This is a genomic window from Pontibacter qinzhouensis (assembly GCF_008017455.1).
GTDB lineage: Bacteria > Bacteroidota > Bacteroidia > Cytophagales > Hymenobacteraceae > Pontibacter > Pontibacter qinzhouensis.
On record NZ_VRTY01000010.1, the window covers coordinates 29,288 to 44,524 of the forward strand.

Annotated in this window: 29 protein-coding genes; all 29 read left to right on the forward strand. The window is 39.1% G+C overall.

Features of this window, described 5'->3' with window-relative positions; all coding sequences use genetic code 11:
* Positions 1-2 precede the first annotated feature (2 nt).
* The 29 genes from FVR03_RS04010 to ykgO all read left to right on the forward strand — a co-directional run bounded on the left by FVR03_RS04010 (position 3) and on the right by ykgO (position 15,229).
* Positions 3-320: a DUF3467 domain-containing protein gene (locus tag FVR03_RS04010; RefSeq protein ID WP_147920481.1), complete on the forward strand. Its 318-nt coding sequence runs from the start codon at positions 3-5 to the stop codon at positions 318-320.
* Between the two features lie 103 nt (positions 321-423).
* Positions 424-840: a 30S ribosomal protein S12 gene (gene rpsL / locus FVR03_RS04015; protein WP_115565639.1), complete on the forward strand. Its 417-nt coding sequence runs from the start codon at positions 424-426 to the stop codon at positions 838-840.
* An 18-nt stretch (positions 841-858) separates the two neighbouring features.
* Entirely contained in the window at positions 859-1,326 is a 468-nt protein-coding gene (rpsG, locus tag FVR03_RS04020; protein WP_147920482.1) for a 30S ribosomal protein S7, read from the forward strand.
* A 3-nt stretch (positions 1,327-1,329) separates the two neighbouring features.
* Positions 1,330-3,432 (forward strand): elongation factor G, encoded by a 2,103-nt coding sequence (fusA, locus tag FVR03_RS04025; protein WP_147920483.1) that lies wholly within the window; start codon positions 1,330-1,332, stop codon positions 3,430-3,432.
* A gap of 11 nt (positions 3,433-3,443) precedes the next feature.
* Entirely contained in the window at positions 3,444-3,749 is a 306-nt protein-coding gene (gene rpsJ / locus FVR03_RS04030) for a 30S ribosomal protein S10 (RefSeq protein ID WP_007654312.1), read from the forward strand.
* A 180-nt stretch (positions 3,750-3,929) separates the two neighbouring features.
* Entirely contained in the window at positions 3,930-4,547 is a 618-nt protein-coding gene (gene rplC / locus FVR03_RS04035; RefSeq protein ID WP_147920484.1) for a 50S ribosomal protein L3, read from the forward strand.
* Position 4,548: 1 nt separating this feature from the next.
* A complete protein-coding gene (gene rplD / locus FVR03_RS04040) occupies positions 4,549-5,178 on the forward strand; it encodes a 50S ribosomal protein L4 (protein WP_147920485.1) in 630 nt (209 codons plus the stop codon).
* Entirely contained in the window at positions 5,178-5,465 is a 288-nt protein-coding gene (gene rplW / locus FVR03_RS04045) for a 50S ribosomal protein L23 (protein WP_147920486.1), read from the forward strand. The genes rplD and rplW overlap by 1 nt, the downstream gene beginning before the upstream one ends.
* Positions 5,466-5,477: 12 nt before the next feature.
* A complete protein-coding gene (rplB, locus tag FVR03_RS04050; protein ID WP_147920487.1) occupies positions 5,478-6,305 on the forward strand; it encodes a 50S ribosomal protein L2 in 828 nt (275 codons plus the stop codon).
* Positions 6,306-6,584: a 30S ribosomal protein S19 gene (gene rpsS, locus FVR03_RS04055; RefSeq protein ID WP_147920488.1), complete on the forward strand. Its 279-nt coding sequence runs from the start codon at positions 6,306-6,308 to the stop codon at positions 6,582-6,584. It abuts the gene before it with no gap.
* A gap of 2 nt (positions 6,585-6,586) precedes the next feature.
* On the forward strand, positions 6,587-6,979 hold the full coding sequence (gene rplV / locus FVR03_RS04060) for a 50S ribosomal protein L22 (RefSeq protein ID WP_147920489.1): 393 nt from the start codon (positions 6,587-6,589) through the stop codon (positions 6,977-6,979).
* Between the two features lie 5 nt (positions 6,980-6,984).
* Positions 6,985-7,758 (forward strand): 30S ribosomal protein S3, encoded by a 774-nt coding sequence (rpsC, locus tag FVR03_RS04065; RefSeq protein ID WP_147920490.1) that lies wholly within the window; start codon positions 6,985-6,987, stop codon positions 7,756-7,758.
* A gap of 29 nt (positions 7,759-7,787) precedes the next feature.
* Positions 7,788-8,210 (forward strand): 50S ribosomal protein L16, encoded by a 423-nt coding sequence (gene rplP, locus FVR03_RS04070; protein WP_147920491.1) that lies wholly within the window; start codon positions 7,788-7,790, stop codon positions 8,208-8,210.
* Positions 8,211-8,212: 2 nt separating this feature from the next.
* The gene (gene rpmC / locus FVR03_RS04075; protein WP_147920492.1) at positions 8,213-8,413 is read left to right on the forward strand and encodes a 50S ribosomal protein L29; all 201 of its coding nucleotides are present in this window, start codon (positions 8,213-8,215) and stop codon (positions 8,411-8,413) included.
* Positions 8,414-8,427: 14 nt separating this feature from the next.
* The gene (rpsQ, locus tag FVR03_RS04080) at positions 8,428-8,685 is read left to right on the forward strand and encodes a 30S ribosomal protein S17 (RefSeq protein WP_147920493.1); all 258 of its coding nucleotides are present in this window, start codon (positions 8,428-8,430) and stop codon (positions 8,683-8,685) included.
* A 1-nt stretch (position 8,686) separates the two neighbouring features.
* Entirely contained in the window at positions 8,687-9,055 is a 369-nt protein-coding gene (gene rplN / locus FVR03_RS04085) for a 50S ribosomal protein L14 (protein ID WP_147920494.1), read from the forward strand.
* 20 nt (positions 9,056-9,075) lie between these two features.
* Positions 9,076-9,399, forward strand: coding sequence for a 50S ribosomal protein L24 (gene rplX / locus FVR03_RS04090; protein WP_147920495.1), 324 nt, complete (start codon positions 9,076-9,078; stop codon positions 9,397-9,399).
* A gap of 1 nt (position 9,400) precedes the next feature.
* Entirely contained in the window at positions 9,401-9,955 is a 555-nt protein-coding gene (gene rplE, locus FVR03_RS04095) for a 50S ribosomal protein L5 (protein WP_147920496.1), read from the forward strand.
* A 5-nt stretch (positions 9,956-9,960) separates the two neighbouring features.
* The gene (gene rpsN, locus FVR03_RS04100) at positions 9,961-10,230 is read left to right on the forward strand and encodes a 30S ribosomal protein S14 (RefSeq protein WP_147920497.1); all 270 of its coding nucleotides are present in this window, start codon (positions 9,961-9,963) and stop codon (positions 10,228-10,230) included.
* Positions 10,231-10,309: 79 nt separating this feature from the next.
* A complete protein-coding gene (gene rpsH / locus FVR03_RS04105) occupies positions 10,310-10,708 on the forward strand; it encodes a 30S ribosomal protein S8 (protein WP_147920498.1) in 399 nt (132 codons plus the stop codon).
* Positions 10,709-10,724: 16 nt separating this feature from the next.
* Positions 10,725-11,279: a 50S ribosomal protein L6 gene (gene rplF / locus FVR03_RS04110; RefSeq protein ID WP_147920499.1), complete on the forward strand. Its 555-nt coding sequence runs from the start codon at positions 10,725-10,727 to the stop codon at positions 11,277-11,279.
* A gap of 8 nt (positions 11,280-11,287) precedes the next feature.
* Positions 11,288-11,638: a 50S ribosomal protein L18 gene (gene rplR, locus FVR03_RS04115; protein ID WP_147920500.1), complete on the forward strand. Its 351-nt coding sequence runs from the start codon at positions 11,288-11,290 to the stop codon at positions 11,636-11,638.
* 6 nt (positions 11,639-11,644) lie between these two features.
* Entirely contained in the window at positions 11,645-12,163 is a 519-nt protein-coding gene (rpsE, locus tag FVR03_RS04120) for a 30S ribosomal protein S5 (RefSeq protein WP_147920501.1), read from the forward strand.
* A gap of 5 nt (positions 12,164-12,168) precedes the next feature.
* Positions 12,169-12,348 carry a 50S ribosomal protein L30 gene (gene rpmD / locus FVR03_RS04125; RefSeq protein WP_147920502.1) on the forward strand — a complete coding sequence of 60 codons (180 nt, stop codon included), beginning with the start codon at positions 12,169-12,171 and terminating at the stop codon, positions 12,346-12,348.
* Position 12,349: 1 nt separating this feature from the next.
* Positions 12,350-12,796 carry a 50S ribosomal protein L15 gene (gene rplO, locus FVR03_RS04130; RefSeq protein ID WP_147920503.1) on the forward strand — a complete coding sequence of 149 codons (447 nt, stop codon included), beginning with the start codon at positions 12,350-12,352 and terminating at the stop codon, positions 12,794-12,796.
* A 7-nt stretch (positions 12,797-12,803) separates the two neighbouring features.
* Positions 12,804-14,111 (forward strand): preprotein translocase subunit SecY, encoded by a 1,308-nt coding sequence (gene secY, locus FVR03_RS04135; protein ID WP_147920504.1) that lies wholly within the window; start codon positions 12,804-12,806, stop codon positions 14,109-14,111.
* A 3-nt stretch (positions 14,112-14,114) separates the two neighbouring features.
* Positions 14,115-14,885 carry a type I methionyl aminopeptidase gene (map, locus tag FVR03_RS04140; protein ID WP_147920505.1) on the forward strand — a complete coding sequence of 257 codons (771 nt, stop codon included), beginning with the start codon at positions 14,115-14,117 and terminating at the stop codon, positions 14,883-14,885.
* Positions 14,886-14,888: 3 nt separating this feature from the next.
* Positions 14,889-15,107, forward strand: coding sequence for a translation initiation factor IF-1 (gene infA / locus FVR03_RS04145; protein ID WP_025609076.1), 219 nt, complete (start codon positions 14,889-14,891; stop codon positions 15,105-15,107).
* 5 nt (positions 15,108-15,112) lie between these two features.
* Positions 15,113-15,229 carry a type B 50S ribosomal protein L36 gene (gene ykgO / locus FVR03_RS04150; RefSeq protein WP_034256541.1) on the forward strand — a complete coding sequence of 39 codons (117 nt, stop codon included), beginning with the start codon at positions 15,113-15,115 and terminating at the stop codon, positions 15,227-15,229.
* The last annotated feature ends 8 nt before the right edge of the window (positions 15,230-15,237 follow it).

Genomic DNA, 15,237 nt, shown 5'->3' on the forward strand with positions numbered 1-15,237 from the left:
CAATGGCAGAAGAAATTCAAAATCAGAACCAAATAAACATTGAGCTGACGGAAGAAATTGCGGAAGGCCAGTATGCAAATCTAGCCATGATCGCGCATTCGAGCAGTGAATTTGTGATTGATTTTATTAAGCTGATGCCTGGTTTGCCTAAAGCAAAAGTTAAATCAAGAATAATTATCACACCAGAGCATGCCAAAAGACTTTTGGCGGCTCTGGCAGATAATATTCAAAAATTTGAGGCGAGCTTTGGAGAGATAAAACAGGGAAATGATGCTCCGTCTTTCCCAATGAATTTTGGAGGAACCATAGGCGAGGCCTAAGGTGCTAAGAATTAATGAATTAAAATTTGAATTTGCAATCAGAAATTAATACCTTTGCAAACCAAATTTTTGAGTAGAAAAATCGATAATTAACAGATTGTAAATGCCTACTATACAGCAATTAGTAAGAAAGGGAAGAGAGAAGTTAACATCAAAATCTAAATCTCCTGCCTTAGATTCATGTCCTCAAAGACGTGGCGTATGTACTAGAGTATATACAACTACTCCTAAGAAGCCTAACTCCGCTATGCGTAAAGTAGCCAGGGTAAGACTTACAAACGGAAAGGAAGTAAATGCTTACATACCCGGTGAAGGACACAACCTTCAGGAACACTCAATAGTGTTGATCAGAGGAGGTAGAGTTAAAGACCTTCCAGGTGTACGTTACCACATTGTACGTGGCGCTCTGGACACTGCCGGTGTAAGCGGCCGTCTGCAAAGCCGTTCCAAGTATGGTGCTAAGAGACCTAAACCAGGTCAACCAGCTGCAGCAGCAGGTAAAGGTGGTAAGAAAAAATAATTAATAGTTTTTAATACAATGAGAAAAGCAAAGCCTAAAAGTAGAGTTCTCCTTCCAGATCCAAAATATAAAGAGACCTTAATAACACGTTTCGTTAACTATTTAATGGAAGACGGGAAAAAAAGTGTTGCATATGGTATCTTCTATGATGCTGTAGATCTAGTAGAGCAAAGAACAAAAGAAAGCGGAGTTGAAACCTGGAAGAAAGCATTGAATAACATCATGCCGAGCGTTGAGGTTAAAAGCCGCAGAGTTGGAGGAGCTACATTCCAAGTGCCGACTGAGGTTCGTCCGGACCGCAGAGTATCTCTGGGTATTAAGTGGATGATTTCTTACTCTCGCAAAAGAGGTGAGAAGACCATGAAAGATAAGTTAGCAGGTGAAATCATTGCTGCTGCTAAAGGTGAAGGTGCTGCCGTTAAAAAGAAAGACGATACGCACAGAATGGCCGAGGCAAACAAAGCATTCTCACACTTTAGATTCTAATTAATGGCAAGAGACTTAAAATATACAAGGAATATTGGTATAGCGGCTCACATTGATGCTGGTAAAACAACCACAACAGAGCGAATACTATACTATACTGGTAAATCTCACAAGTTAGGGGAAGTTCACGAAGGTGGTGCCACAACAGACTGGATGGAGCAGGAGCAGGAGAGAGGTATTACTATTACTTCTGCTGCCGTAACTGTTGCCTGGAACTATAGAGGAAATCCTTACCACATCAACATCATTGATACACCAGGACACGTGGACTTTACAGTAGAGGTAAACCGTTCATTACGTGTACTTGATGGTCTTGTGTTCCTTTTCAGTGCGGTAGATGGGGTAGAGCCACAGTCAGAAACAAACTGGCGCCTTGCTGATAACTATAAAGTAGCACGTATCGGTTTCGTTAACAAAATGGACCGATCTGGGGCTGACTTCTTAGCAGTGTGTAAGCAAGTGAAAGAAATGCTAGGTAGCAATGCGGTTGCACTTCAATTACCAATAGGTTCTGAAGATAACTTTAAAGGTGTTGTTGACCTGGTAAACTTTAGAGGCATTGTTTGGAATGAAGAAGATAAAGGAATGACTTTTACTGAAGTTCCGATTCCAGATGATATGTTGGAAGAAGCAGAGGAATACAGAGAAAAGCTTCTTGAAGCGGTAGCTGAATATGATGAGTCTTTGATGGAAAAATACTTCGAAGATCCTGCATCAATCACTGAGGATGAAATACTGGCAGCTCTTCGTGCTGCAACAATTGACCTGGCAATTGTTCCTATGCTTTGCGGTTCTTCATTCAAGAACAAGGGAGTCCAGACAATGCTTGATTATGTGATGGCTCTTTGTCCTTCGCCTTTAGACAAAGAAAGCATTAAAGGTATAGATCCTGACACAGGTAATGAAATAGCTCGTAAGCCTAGTGTGACGGAGCCTTTCGCCGGCCTTGGATTTAAAATTGCGACAGACCCTTATGTAGGCCGTCTTTGTTTCGTGAGAGCTTACTCAGGTGTACTAGAGTCAGGGTCTTATGTATACAACACAAGGTCTAATAACAAGGAGCGTATTTCTCGTATCTTCCAAATGCACGCTAATAAGCAGAACCAGATCGATAGGCTGGAAGCGGGAGATATTGGCGCTGTAGTAGGTTTTAAAGATATTAAGACAGGCGATACACTTTGCGATCAGAATGCGAAAATCGTTCTGGAATCAATGGAGTTCCCAGAGCCAGTTATCGGATATGCTATAGAGCCAAAAACTCAGGCTGACTCAGATAAAATGGGTATGGCAATCGCTAAATTGATTGAAGAAGATCCAACACTACAGGTGAATACTGATGAGGAAACTGGTCAGACAATCCTTAGAGGTATGGGCGAGCTTCACCTGGAGATCATTATCGACAGGATGAAGAGAGAGTTCAAAGTTGAACTGAACCAGGGTGCTCCTCAGGTAGCTTACAAAGAGACAATAACCAAGTCTGTTGAGCATAGGGAAGTATTCAAGAAACAATCTGGTGGTCGCGGTAAATTCGCAGACATTGTATTTGAAATGGGACCGCGAGAAGATGGTAAGCAAGGTCTGGAGTTTGTGAATGCAATTGTTGGTGGTGTTATTCCGAAAGAATTCATTCCTGCTGTACAGAAAGGATTTGAGGAAGCCATGAAAAATGGTATTCTGGCAGGTTTCCCAATAGATTCTATGAAAGTTCGTTTATTCCACGGTTCTTTCCACGATGTAGACTCTGATGCTCTTTCTTTTGAATTAGCAGGTCGCCAAGGCTTTAAAGAGGCCGGTAAACAATGTGCGCCAAAACTTCTCGAACCAATTATGGCTGTTGATGTAGTTACTCCTGATGAATACACAGGTCCGGTAACTGGTGACTTAAACAGAAGAAGAGGTCTGATGAAAGGTATGGATACGAAAGGAACTGCAACGGTAGTTAAAGCTGATGTTCCACTTTCAGAACTGTTCGGATATGTAACAGATTTAAGAACCATTACTTCAGGAAGAGCTACTGCATCACTTACTTTCTCTCATTATGAGCAAGTACCACAAAACCTGGCAGATGGGATCATTGCAAAATTAAAAGGAACTGCAGCTAAATAGTAGTAGAAATAATGAATCAGAAAATTAGAATAAAACTTAAATCTTACGATCATAACCTGGTTGATAAATCTTCTGAGAAGATTGTTAAAGCTGTTAAAGCTACAGGTGCTATTGTAAGCGGACCCATTCCACTTCCGACAGAGAAAGATAAGTTCACTGTTTTACGTTCACCACACGTGAATAAGAAATCTCGTGAGCAGTTTCAACTTTGCACTTATAAAAGATTAGTAGATATTTACTCTACCAGCTCAAAAACAGTTGATGCCTTAATGAAATTAGAGCTTCCTAGCGGTGTTGATGTTGAAATTAAAGTTTGATAAGTAAAGCATCTGATTAAAAAGAGAACCGCGAAATCGGTTCTCTTTTTTTTAGTACCTAATTGATAATAAATATTTTAAGTAAAGGTTGCAAAGGAAAATAAAAATTCACTATCTTTGCACTCCCTTAGCGAAACTGAGGGGAACAAAATATCATTTCCATCTAAACAAAAAAGTCGAATGCCTGGAATTATCGGTAAAAAAATCGGAATGACAAGCCTCTTCACTGCAGATGGTAAATACACGCCAGTAACGCTTATTCAAGCAGGCCCGTGTGTAGTTACTCAAGTGAAGACAGTAGAGACTGACGGCTATCAAGCTGTACAGTTAGGCTATGGCGAGAAGAAGCTGAAGAGAGTAACTAAAGCGGAAGCAGGTCATTTTAAGAAAGCTAACACAGCTCCAAAGAAAAAAGTAGCAGAATTTGACGCTGAAGGCATTTCATTAAGCCTTGGTGATCAAGTAGATGTTAATCTTTTCGTTGAAGGTGAATTTGTTGATGTTATTGGGACATCAAAAGGTAAAGGGTTTCAGGGCGTTGTGAAACGTCACAATTTTGCCGGTGTTGGCGGGCAGACTCACGGTCAGCACAACAGAGCAAGACACCCTGGTTCAATTGGAGCCTGTTCTTGGCCATCACGTGTGTTTAAAGGTATGCGTATGGCAGGTAGAATGGGTGGTAACAGGGTTACAATCCAAAACTTAACTGTGTTGCGAGTTATTGCAGATAAAAATCTGTTAGTTGTTAGTGGCTCTATACCAGGTGCCAAAAATTCTTACGTGTTAATTGAGAAATAAAATGGAGCTTTCTGTATTGAATATCAAAGGTGAAGATACAGGTAGAAAGGTAACTCTTTCTGATGCTGTATTTGGTGTTGAGCCAAATCAGCATGCAATGTATCTTGACGTGAAGCAGTATCTGGCAAACCAGAGACAAGGGACACATAAAGCCAAAGAGCGAAACGAAGTTGCTGGTTCTACCAAAAAGATTAAGAAACAAAAGGGTACGGGTGGAGCTCGTGCAGGTAGCATTAAAGCACCTCATTTTGTAGGTGGGGGTAGAGTATTCGGTCCGCGGCCAAGAAACTATTCTTTTAAACTTAATAAGAAGTTAAAGTCAGTTGCTCGTCTTTCTGCGCTGTCTCTTTTAGCACGTGATAATAAAGTAGCTTTAGTTGAGTCCTTTACTTTCGAAGCACCTAAAACTAAAGAACTTAGAGGTATCTTAAATAACCTACAGGCAACAGGTAAAACCCTTCTTGTAGCTTCTTCAATAGATGCTAACGTTCTGCTTTCAAGCAGAAATTTGCCTAAGTTTAAGATTTCATCTGTAAACAATATCAACACTTACGATTTGTTGAATACAGAGAAACTTCTTCTGGTAGAAGATTCAGTAAATAATTTGGAAAACCTCTTTAGCGCAAAATAATGAACGTTCTTAAAAGACCGCTTGTAACAGAAAAATACGCTGCCATGAACGAGGTTGGTAAATATGCTTTTGAAGTGGTGAAAACTGCTAATAAAGTTGAGATCAAGAAGGCAGTAGAAAAGCTTTATGGTGTTACTGTAGAAAAGGTAGCTACTATGAAAACGCTTGGGAAGTTAAAAACAAAGCACACAAAATCTGGTGCTGTAACTGGCCGAACGGCTTCTATAAAAAAAGCAATCGTGACCGTGAAAGAAGGTGATATCATTGACTTTTACAGCGGCATATAATTTAAAAACACAATGGCTTTAAAAAAATTAAGACCGACAACACCAGGTCAAAGGTTTAGAGTAGCCCCAGCGTTTGATGAAATCACAACAGCTACTCCAGAGAAATCTTTGTTGGCACCTATTAAAAAATCTGGTGGACGAAATAATTCTGGTAGAATGACAATGCGCTACCTTGGTGGTGGCCATAAGCAGAAGTACAGAATAATCGACTTCAAGAGAACGAAACATGGCGTTCCAGCTACAGTAAAAACAGTAGAGTACGATCCAAATAGAACTGCTCGCATTGCTCTTTTGCATTATGCGGATGGTGAGAAAAGTTATATCATTGCTCCTGCGGGCATACAAGTAGGTACCACTGTTATTTCTGGATCAGGTATTGCTCCAGAAGTAGGTAACTGCCTTCCTTTATCTGAGATTCCTCTAGGTACAATCATTCACAATATTGAGCTTCAGCCAGGTAATGGTGCTGTTCTAGCTAGAAGTGCGGGTTCTTATGCTCAGTTAGTAGCTAGAGAAGGTCGCTATGCTACTATTAAACTTCCTTCTGGTGAATTACGCATGGTATTAGTCACGTGCCAGGCTACTGTAGGTACTGTGTCAAACTCTGATCACATGAATGTGAACTTAGGTAAGGCAGGCCGTAACAGATGGTTAGGTAAGCGTCCGAGAGTACGTGGTGTTGCTATGAACCCAGTAGATCACCCTATGGGTGGTGGTGAAGGTAAGTCTTCTGGTGGTCATCCGCGTTCACGTAAAGGCTTATACGCAAAAGGTTTGAAAACAAGAAAGCCTAAGAAGTATTCAGAACAGTTTATAGTTAGTAGAGGAAAGAAAAAATAAATGGCTAGATCATTAAAAAAAGGGCCTTATATTGACTTTAGGCTTGAGAAAAAAGTTGAAGTGTTGAACGAGTCTGGCAAAAAGTCAGTTATTAAAACCTGGTCAAGAAGATCAATGATCTCTCCGGATTTTGTAGGTCACACTTTCGCAGTACATAACGGAAATAAATTTATACCGGTTTATGTAACTGAAAACATGGTAGGACATAAATTAGGTGAATTCGCCCCTACCAGGAACTTTAGAGGTCACGTTGCTAAAAAAGATAAAGGCAGGAGATAATAATGGAAGCAGTAGCAAAATTAAATAATGTGCCTACTTCTCCTCGCAAAATGAGATTAGTGGCAGGTTTGATACGTGGTAAGAGCGTATCTAAAGCACTTGGATTACTTAAATTTGAACCCAATTCTGGTGCAGAAAGAGTTGAAAAACTTTTATTGTCAGCTTTATCTAACTGGCAGTTGAAAAATGAAGATGTTCGTGTTGAAGATGCAAATCTTTATGTAAAAGAGATCTTTGTTAATGAAGGTAAAATGCTGAAGCGTCTGCGTCCCGCGCCTCAAGGCCGTGGTCACAGAATCAGAAAAAGGTCAAATCATGTGACAGTTATCATCGACAGCTTAACAGATGAGCAACTGGAGCAGCAGTCAAAGAAATCTAAAAAAGCCACTAAGTAAGAATTATGGGACAGAAAGTAAATCCTATCGGTTTTCGACTCGGAGTTATCAAAGGTTGGGATTCAAACTGGTATGGCGGTAAAGATTTCGCTGAGAAACTAGTTGAAGACGAGAAAATCAGAAAGTATATTTTAGCACGTATCCCTAAAGGAGGTATCTCTAAAATCATTATTGAAAGAACGCTTAAGCGTATTACCATCACTATTAATACGGCTCGTCCTGGTGTCGTTATTGGTAAAGGAGGTCAGGAAGTAGATAAAATCAAGGAAGAACTTAAGAAGCTTACAAACAAAGATGTTCAAATTAACATTTTTGAAATTAAGCGTCCTGAGTTAGATGCGAAATTAGTTGGAGAGTCTATAGCTCAACAATTACAAGCGCGTATTTCTTTCCGTCGTGCTATGAAGCAGGCAATAGCCTCTGCTCTTCGTGTAGGCGCTGAAGGTATCAAAGTTCAGGTTTCAGGCCGCTTAGGTGGTGCTGAAATGGCAAGAACCGAACACTACAAAGAAGGAAGGACTCCACTTCATACACTTCGTGCTGATATTGATTATGCTCTTTCTGAAGCGCAGACTGTTTACGGAAAACTTGGGATCAAAGTATGGATCTTTAGAGGTGAAGTTTACGGTAAGAAAGACCTAACACCAAACGCTGGAATTGAGAGCAAAGGTGGGCCTAGCGCACCAGGTAATGAACGTGGTGGTGACCGCCGTGGTGGTAACCGCAACAAGAAAGAGGGTGCTGGCGCTCCTAAGCGTAATAATAAGCGTCGTCAATAATTGATTGCTAACATTAATTAAGTACAGAGATGTTACAGCCTAAAAGGACTAAATATAGAAAAATGCATAAAGGCCGCGTGAATGGTCTGGCTCATAGAGGCAGTACTATTTCATTTGGTTCCTTTGCAATCAAATCACTTGAAGCTTCCTGGATAACAAGTCGTCAGATTGAGTCTGCGCGTATTGCTATGACCAGAGCTATGAAACGAGAAGGCCAGGTTTGGATTAGAATTTTTCCTGATAAGCCTATTACCAAGAAGCCTGCTGAAGTTCGTATGGGTAAAGGTAAAGGTTCCCCTGAGTATTGGGTAGCAGTTGTTAAACCTGGAACTATCATGTTCGAATCTGACGGAGTTTCATTAGAAGTAGCGAAAGAGTCTTTAAGACTTGCTGCACAGAAGCTTCCGGTAAAAACAAAATTTGTAGTACGTAGAGATTACGTTGAGAAATAGTTATGAAAAATTCAGAGATAAAGGCTTTATCTTTAGACGAGCTAAAAGAGAAGCTAAGCGCTGAGAGCTCTAATATGCAAAACCTGCGTTTTGCACATGCCATATCTCCACTGGAGAACCCAATGAGAATACGTGAGACTAAGCGTGTAATTGCCAGACTGAATACAGAGATTCGTCGTCGTGAATTAGAAGCTAAATCTTAATTACTTAAAAGATCATGGAAGAGAGAAATCTTAGAAAAGAAAGAAGTGGTAAGGTTGTTAGCAACAAGATGGACAAATCTATCACTGTACTTGTGGAAAGCAAAATGAAACATCCGATGTACGGAAAATTCGTTAACAAATCCACAAAATTCATGGCGCACGATGAAAAAAATGAATGCAACATTGGAGACACTGTTCGTATTCAGGAAACTCGTCCGCTTAGCAAGAACAAAAACTGGCGTTTAGTTGAAATAATAGAAAGGGCGAAATAAAATGATACAACAGGAATCAAGATTAACTGTGGCTGACAATAGCGGCGCAAAAGAGGTTCTGTGCATTCGTGTGTTAGGTGGTACTGGTAAAAAGTATGCCTCTATCGGAGATAGAATAGTTGTAACTGTTAAATCAGCTCTTTCTTCTGGTAACGTAAAAAAAGGAACTGTTTCTAAGGCAGTTATTGTAAGAACAAAGAAAGAAGTCAGGAGAAAAGACGGGTCTTATATCCGTTTTGATGATAACGCAGCCGTATTACTTAATGCGAACAATGAACCACGTGGTACGCGGATTTTCGGACCGGTTGCTCGTGAACTGCGTGAAAAACAGTTTATGAAAATTGTTTCGTTGGCACCTGAAGTTCTTTAATCCCTAATTCAGAATTAATAATGAATAAGAATAAACTTCATGTAAAAACTGGCGATACAGTTAAAGTAATTGCTGGTGACGAGCGTGGCAAAACAGGCCGCATTGTTTCTGTAAATATTGAGAAGCAAAAAGTAGTAATTGAGGGTTTAAACTTAGTTACTAAACACACTAAACCTAGTGCTAAAAATCCACAAGGTGGTATTTCAAAGGTAGAAGCTCCCATTCATGTGAGCAACGTTGCAATTGTGGATCCTAAATCGGGTGAAATAACAAAAACTGCCAGAAGAACAAATAGCGAAGGTAAAACAGAGCGTTATTCTAAAAAGACAGGAGAAGTAATTTAATATGGCTACTGCAAGATTTAAAGAAATATATCAAAAGGATGTAGTTCCTGCCCTGAAAGAGAAGTTCCAGTACAAGAACATCATGCAGGTGCCAAAGCTTACTAAAATCTCCATCAACAAAGGTATTGGTGCTGCTGTTGCGGATAAGAAGTTAGTTGATATTGGTGTTGAAGAGTTGTCTACTATTACGGGTCAGAAGGCTGTTGCTACCATAGCTAAAAAATCTGTCTCGAACTTTAAACTTCGTGAAGGAATGCCAATCGGTGCCCGTGTTACATTAAGAGGCGAGAAGATGTACGAATTCCTCGATCGTTTATTAACGATTGCACTACCTAGGGTTCGTGATTTTAGAGGCGTTAGTGACAAAGGATTTGATGGCCGTGGCAACTATACACTCGGTGTTAAAGAGCAGATCATTTTCCCGGAAATTAGCATTGACAAGATCAAAGCAATAAGTGGTATGGACATAACATTTGTAACGACAGCTCAGACTGACGAAGAAAGCTATGAACTTCTTAAAGCATTTGGTATGCCTTTCACTAATATTAATAAATAAACAAAATGGCGAAAGAAGCAATAAAAGCAAGAGAGCTTAAGAGACAGAAGTTGGTAGCTAAGTATGCCACTAAAAGAGCTGAGCTGAAAGCAAAAGGAGATTACGAAGGTTTAGATAAATTACCGAAAAATTCTTCTCCTGTAAGACTACATAATCGTTGCAAACTTACCGGAAGACCAAGAGGATATATGAGAAAGTTTGGTATCTCTCGTGTTACTTTCAGAGAGCTTGCTTCTGCTGGTAAAATTCCTGGTGTAACTAAAGCTAGCTGGTAAAATTTGCGAACAGGTTGCAAAAGTTGAAAATATTTTTGTATCTTTGCGGCTCGCTTATAAAAAAGCAATTATTAAAAGTATGAACTCAGATCCAATAGCAGATTATTTAACTAGACTCAGAAACGCAATTAAAGCGAATCACAGGGTTGTTGAAATACCATCTAGCAATATCAAAAAAGAGATTACGAAAGTATTATACGACAAAGGATATATTCAAAGTTACAAATTTGATGATTCCGGAGTTCAAGGTACCATCAAGGTCGCTCTGAAATACAATCCTAGCACTAAGCAGTCTGCTATTGTGAAATTAGAGAGGATAAGTAAGCCAGGGCTACGTAAGTACACTGGTCATGATAACCTACCTAGAGTGTTAAATGGTCTCGGTATCTCAATTCTTTCAACATCAAAAGGTGTAATGACAGAAAAAGAAGCTAGAGATCAAAACATCGGCGGCGAAGTTTTATGTTACGTTTATTAATATAGGAGGGTAGACAATGTCACGTATAGGAAAATTGCCAATCAACCTGTCCACTGGTATCGAAGTTTCAGTTTCTGATCAAAATTTAGTTACTGTAAAAGGACCAAAAGGCTCTTTATCAACTCAGGTTGATAAAGACATTATTATAAAACAAGAGGAAAATCAACTTATTGTAGATCGTCCTACTGAGCAGAAACGTCATAAAGCTATGCACGGTTTATACCGTTCGCTTATCTTTAATATGATCGAAGGTGTTACTAAGGGGTATCAGGAAAAACTTGAACTTGTTGGTGTAGGTTACAAAGCTGCTATGCAAGGTAAAGTTCTTGAACTGTCGTTAGGATATTCTCATAATATCTTTATGACAATGCCTGAAGAAGTAACTGCAACTGCTGTTACTGAAAAAGGTAAAGCACCTGTTATTACTCTTGAAAGCAATGACAAGCAACTTATCGGTCAGGTTGCTGCTAAAATCAGATCACTCCGCAAGGTAGAGCCTTACAAAGGTAAAGGTATTCGTTTTGTCGGTGAAGTTGTAAGAAGAAAAGCTGGTAAGACAGCATCTAAATAATCATCATCATGTCTGCTAAGAAAGTACAAAGAAGACTCAGAATTAAGCAAGGTATCAGGAATAAAATCGCTGGTACCCCTGAAAGGCCACGATTATCTGTATTTAGAAGTAATAAATTTATTTACGCACAGATAATTGATGATACTACTGGTGTGACACTAGCGGCAGCCTCTTCAGCTAAACTTGATGATGTTGCTAAAGCAAATGTTGAAACATCTGGCAAAGTAGGTAAAGCAATTGCTGAAATAGCCTTAGGTAAGGGTATTACTCAAGTTGTTTTTGACCGTTCTGGTTATTTATACCATGGCAAAGTAAAATCATTGGCAGAAGGTGCTCGCGAAGCAGGTCTTAAATTCTAGAAAGTTATGTTAAAGAATAATATTCGTAGTGTAAAGGCTAGCGAAATCGAGCTTAAAGAGAAAGTTGTAGCTATCAATCGCGTTGCCAAAGTTGTTAAAGGTGGTAGAAGATTTAGCTTTGCTGCTATTGTTGTAGTTGGCGATGGTAATGGGGTTGTTGGCTACGGTTTGGGGAAAGCAAATGAAGTAACTGATGCCATTGCTAAAGGTATAGATGATGCTAAGAAGAATCTTGTAAAGGTACCTTTGTACCATCATACAGTTCCTCATGCTATGGAGGGTAAATATTCTGGAGGATTTGTGTTAGTTAAGCCGGCAGCGGCTGGTACAGGAGTAATTGCCGGTGGTGCTATGCGTGCCGTTTTAGAAAGCGCTGGTATTAAAGACGTACTTTGCAAATCTAAAGGCTCGTCTAACCCACATAACGTGGTGAAAGCTACTTTTGATGCGCTCTCTAAAATGCGTGACCCATTAGCAGTTGCTCAACAACGTGGTGTTAATTTACAAAAAGTTTTTAACGGATAAGGGAAATGGCTAAGGTTACTATTACACAAGTTAAAAGCATTATAGATAAACCCAAGAATCAAAAGCTTACTATTCAAGCTTTGGGTCTTGGTAAAATTAGCAAATCAGTAACTGTTGAATTAACTCCACAGATTGCTGGTATGGTTAATAAGGTTCAACATTTGGTAGAAGTAAAAGACATATAAGATGTATTTAAGTTCATTACAACCTGCAGAAGGATCTGTTAAGACCAGAAAGAGAATCGGTAGAGGTACTGGTTCAGGTAGAGGAGGAACTTCTACCAGAGGTCACAAAGGTGCAAAATCACGATCAGGTTATTCTCAAAAATCTGGCTTTGAAGGTGGTCAGATGCCATTACAGAGGCGCGTGCCTAAGTTTGGCTTCAAAAACATTAACAGAGTTGAATACAAAGCTATCAATCTAGATATTCTTCAGTCATTAATTGAGTCTTCTGAAGTCACTGTTCTGAACTTTGACTTTTTTAAAGCTAATGGATTAGTATCTAAAAATGACAGAGTTAAGATTTTAGGTAGAGGCGAGATAACTAAAGGTGTTGAAGTACACGCTCATGCGTTTTCTAAAACAGCTACAGAATCTATAGAAAAAGCAGGCGGTAAAACAGTAGCTCTATAATATTTGTATGAAGAAGTTTATAACAACATTAAAGAACATTTTTGCTATTGAAGATTTAAGGATTAGAATTCTTAACACCTTAGGTTTTATAGCTATATTCAGATTAGGTTCTTTTGTTGTTTTACCTGGCATTGACCCTAACCAACTAAAAGCGAATACAGGTGGTTTATTTGGCCTGTTAGATACTTTCTTAGGTGGCGCATTTAGCAATGCGTCCATCTTTGCGTTAGGTATCATGCCGTACATATCAGCTTCTATCGTATTACAGCTTCTTACAATAGCCGTTCCGTATTTTCAAAAAATGCAGAAGGAGGGTGAGTCTGGTCGAAAGAAAATCAATCAGATTACCCGAGTTCTTACCATATTTATTACGCTTGCACAAGCTGTTGGATTTGTAGCCACTATTAATAGTGAAGCTATTGCCATTAACACCACGCTCTTTACCATTTTATCTATGATTGTGCTTACATCTGGTACCATATTCTGTATGTGGTTAGGTGAGCGGATTACAGATAAAGGGATCGGTAATGGTATATCAATGCTGATTATGATCGGCATTATCTCCAGATTCCCGGGAGCATTAGTAGCAGAATTTATTTCTAACCAAGCATTTGTATTCTTAATTGAACTTGCTGTTCTTTTCTTTGTGGTTATGTCGGTTGTAATGTTAACTCAAGCAATCAGACGTATCCCTGTTCAGTATGCTAAACAAGTAGGAGGCAGTTCTTTATATTCTGGTCAGCGCCAGTTTATTCCTATGAAAGTTAATGCTGCAGGTGTAATGCCAATTATATTCGCTCAGTCTCTCATGTTCCTGCCTTCTATGATTGCATCTATATGGGCTGATACAAATGATACTGCGAATTACATAGGATCTACATTCTCTGACTTTACTTCTTGGCAGTACAATCTAGTGTTTGGTTTAATGATTCTGATTTTTACCTACTTTTATACTGCTATTAGTGTAAATCCAAACCAAATTGCTGATGATTTGAAAAGAAGTGGTGGTTTTGTACCGGGTATTAAGCCTGGTAAAGCAACATCGGAATATATTGATGCTATTCTTACCAGAATTACACTACCAGGAGCAATTTACTTAGCTTTAGTAGCGATATTTCCTGCCATTGCTATGTTATTAGGTGTTACCAGAGAGTTTTCCCAATTCTTTGGAGGGACTTCACTTATCATTATGGTAGGTGTAGTTTTAGATACCCTACAGCAAATTGAAAGTTATTTATTAATGAAACATTACGATGGCATGATGAAATCTGGTAAGCTAAGAGGCCGTACAGAGAATATCGCCATGGTATCCTGATAAATGGTTTTTTACAAAAACGAAGAAGAAATTGAGCTACTTCGCCAGAGTGCTTTGATTTTAAGCAAAGCTCATGGCGAAATAGCTCTTCTTATAAAGGAAGGTGTCACTACCGCAGTACTTGATCGTCGTGCGGAAGAGTTTATTAAAGATAATGGCGGTCAACCATCTTTTTTGAACTATAATGGTTTTCCATATAGTTTATGTATATCAGTAAACTCTACTGTTGTGCATGGCATGCCAAGTAAGTATGCTTTACAAGACGGTGATATAATTTCTGTTGATTGTGGTGTTTTCTATAATGGGTTTCATAGTGATTGTGCCTATACCCACGCAGTTGGAAATGTTTCAGACGACGTAAGGAAACTTTTAACAGTCACTGAAGAATCTTTGTACAAAGGTATTGAGAAAGCAGTTATTGGTTCGCGGATCGGTGATGTCAGTTATGCGGTTCAACAACATGCTGAAAGTCATGGCTACACAGTTGTTCGGGAATTAGTTGGCCATGGTTTAGGCCGTAATTTACACGAAGGACCTGAAGTCCCTAATTATGGGAAACGTGGGCAAGGCTTGAAATTGCAAAATGGTCTCGTTATCGCCATTGAACCTATGATTAACCTAGGAACAAGACAGATTGTTCAGGAAGACGATGGTTGGACAATCCGAACTAAAGATAATAAACCATCTGCGCATTTTGAACACACTGTGGTGGTAAGAAAAGATGCAGCAGAAATTTTAACAACTTTTGATTATATACAAAAAGCTAATAATTAATAAATGGCGAAACAATCCTCTATCGAACAAGACGGTACTATTGTAGAAGCATTATCTAATGCAATGTTCCGGGTAGAGCTCGAAAATGGTCATCAGGTTGTTGCACATATTTCCGGTAAGATGAGAATGAATTACATAAAAATCTTACCTGGTGATAGGGTTAAACTGGAGATGTCTCCATATGATCTTACTAAAGGCAGAATTGTTTATCGATATAAATAAATACAATGAAAGTTAAAGCATCAGTTAAGAAAAGAAGCGCTGATTGTAAAGTTATCCGCCGTAAGGGGAAGCTTTATGTAATCAACAAAAAGAATCCAAGATATAAACAAAGACAAGGATAATTAAAGAA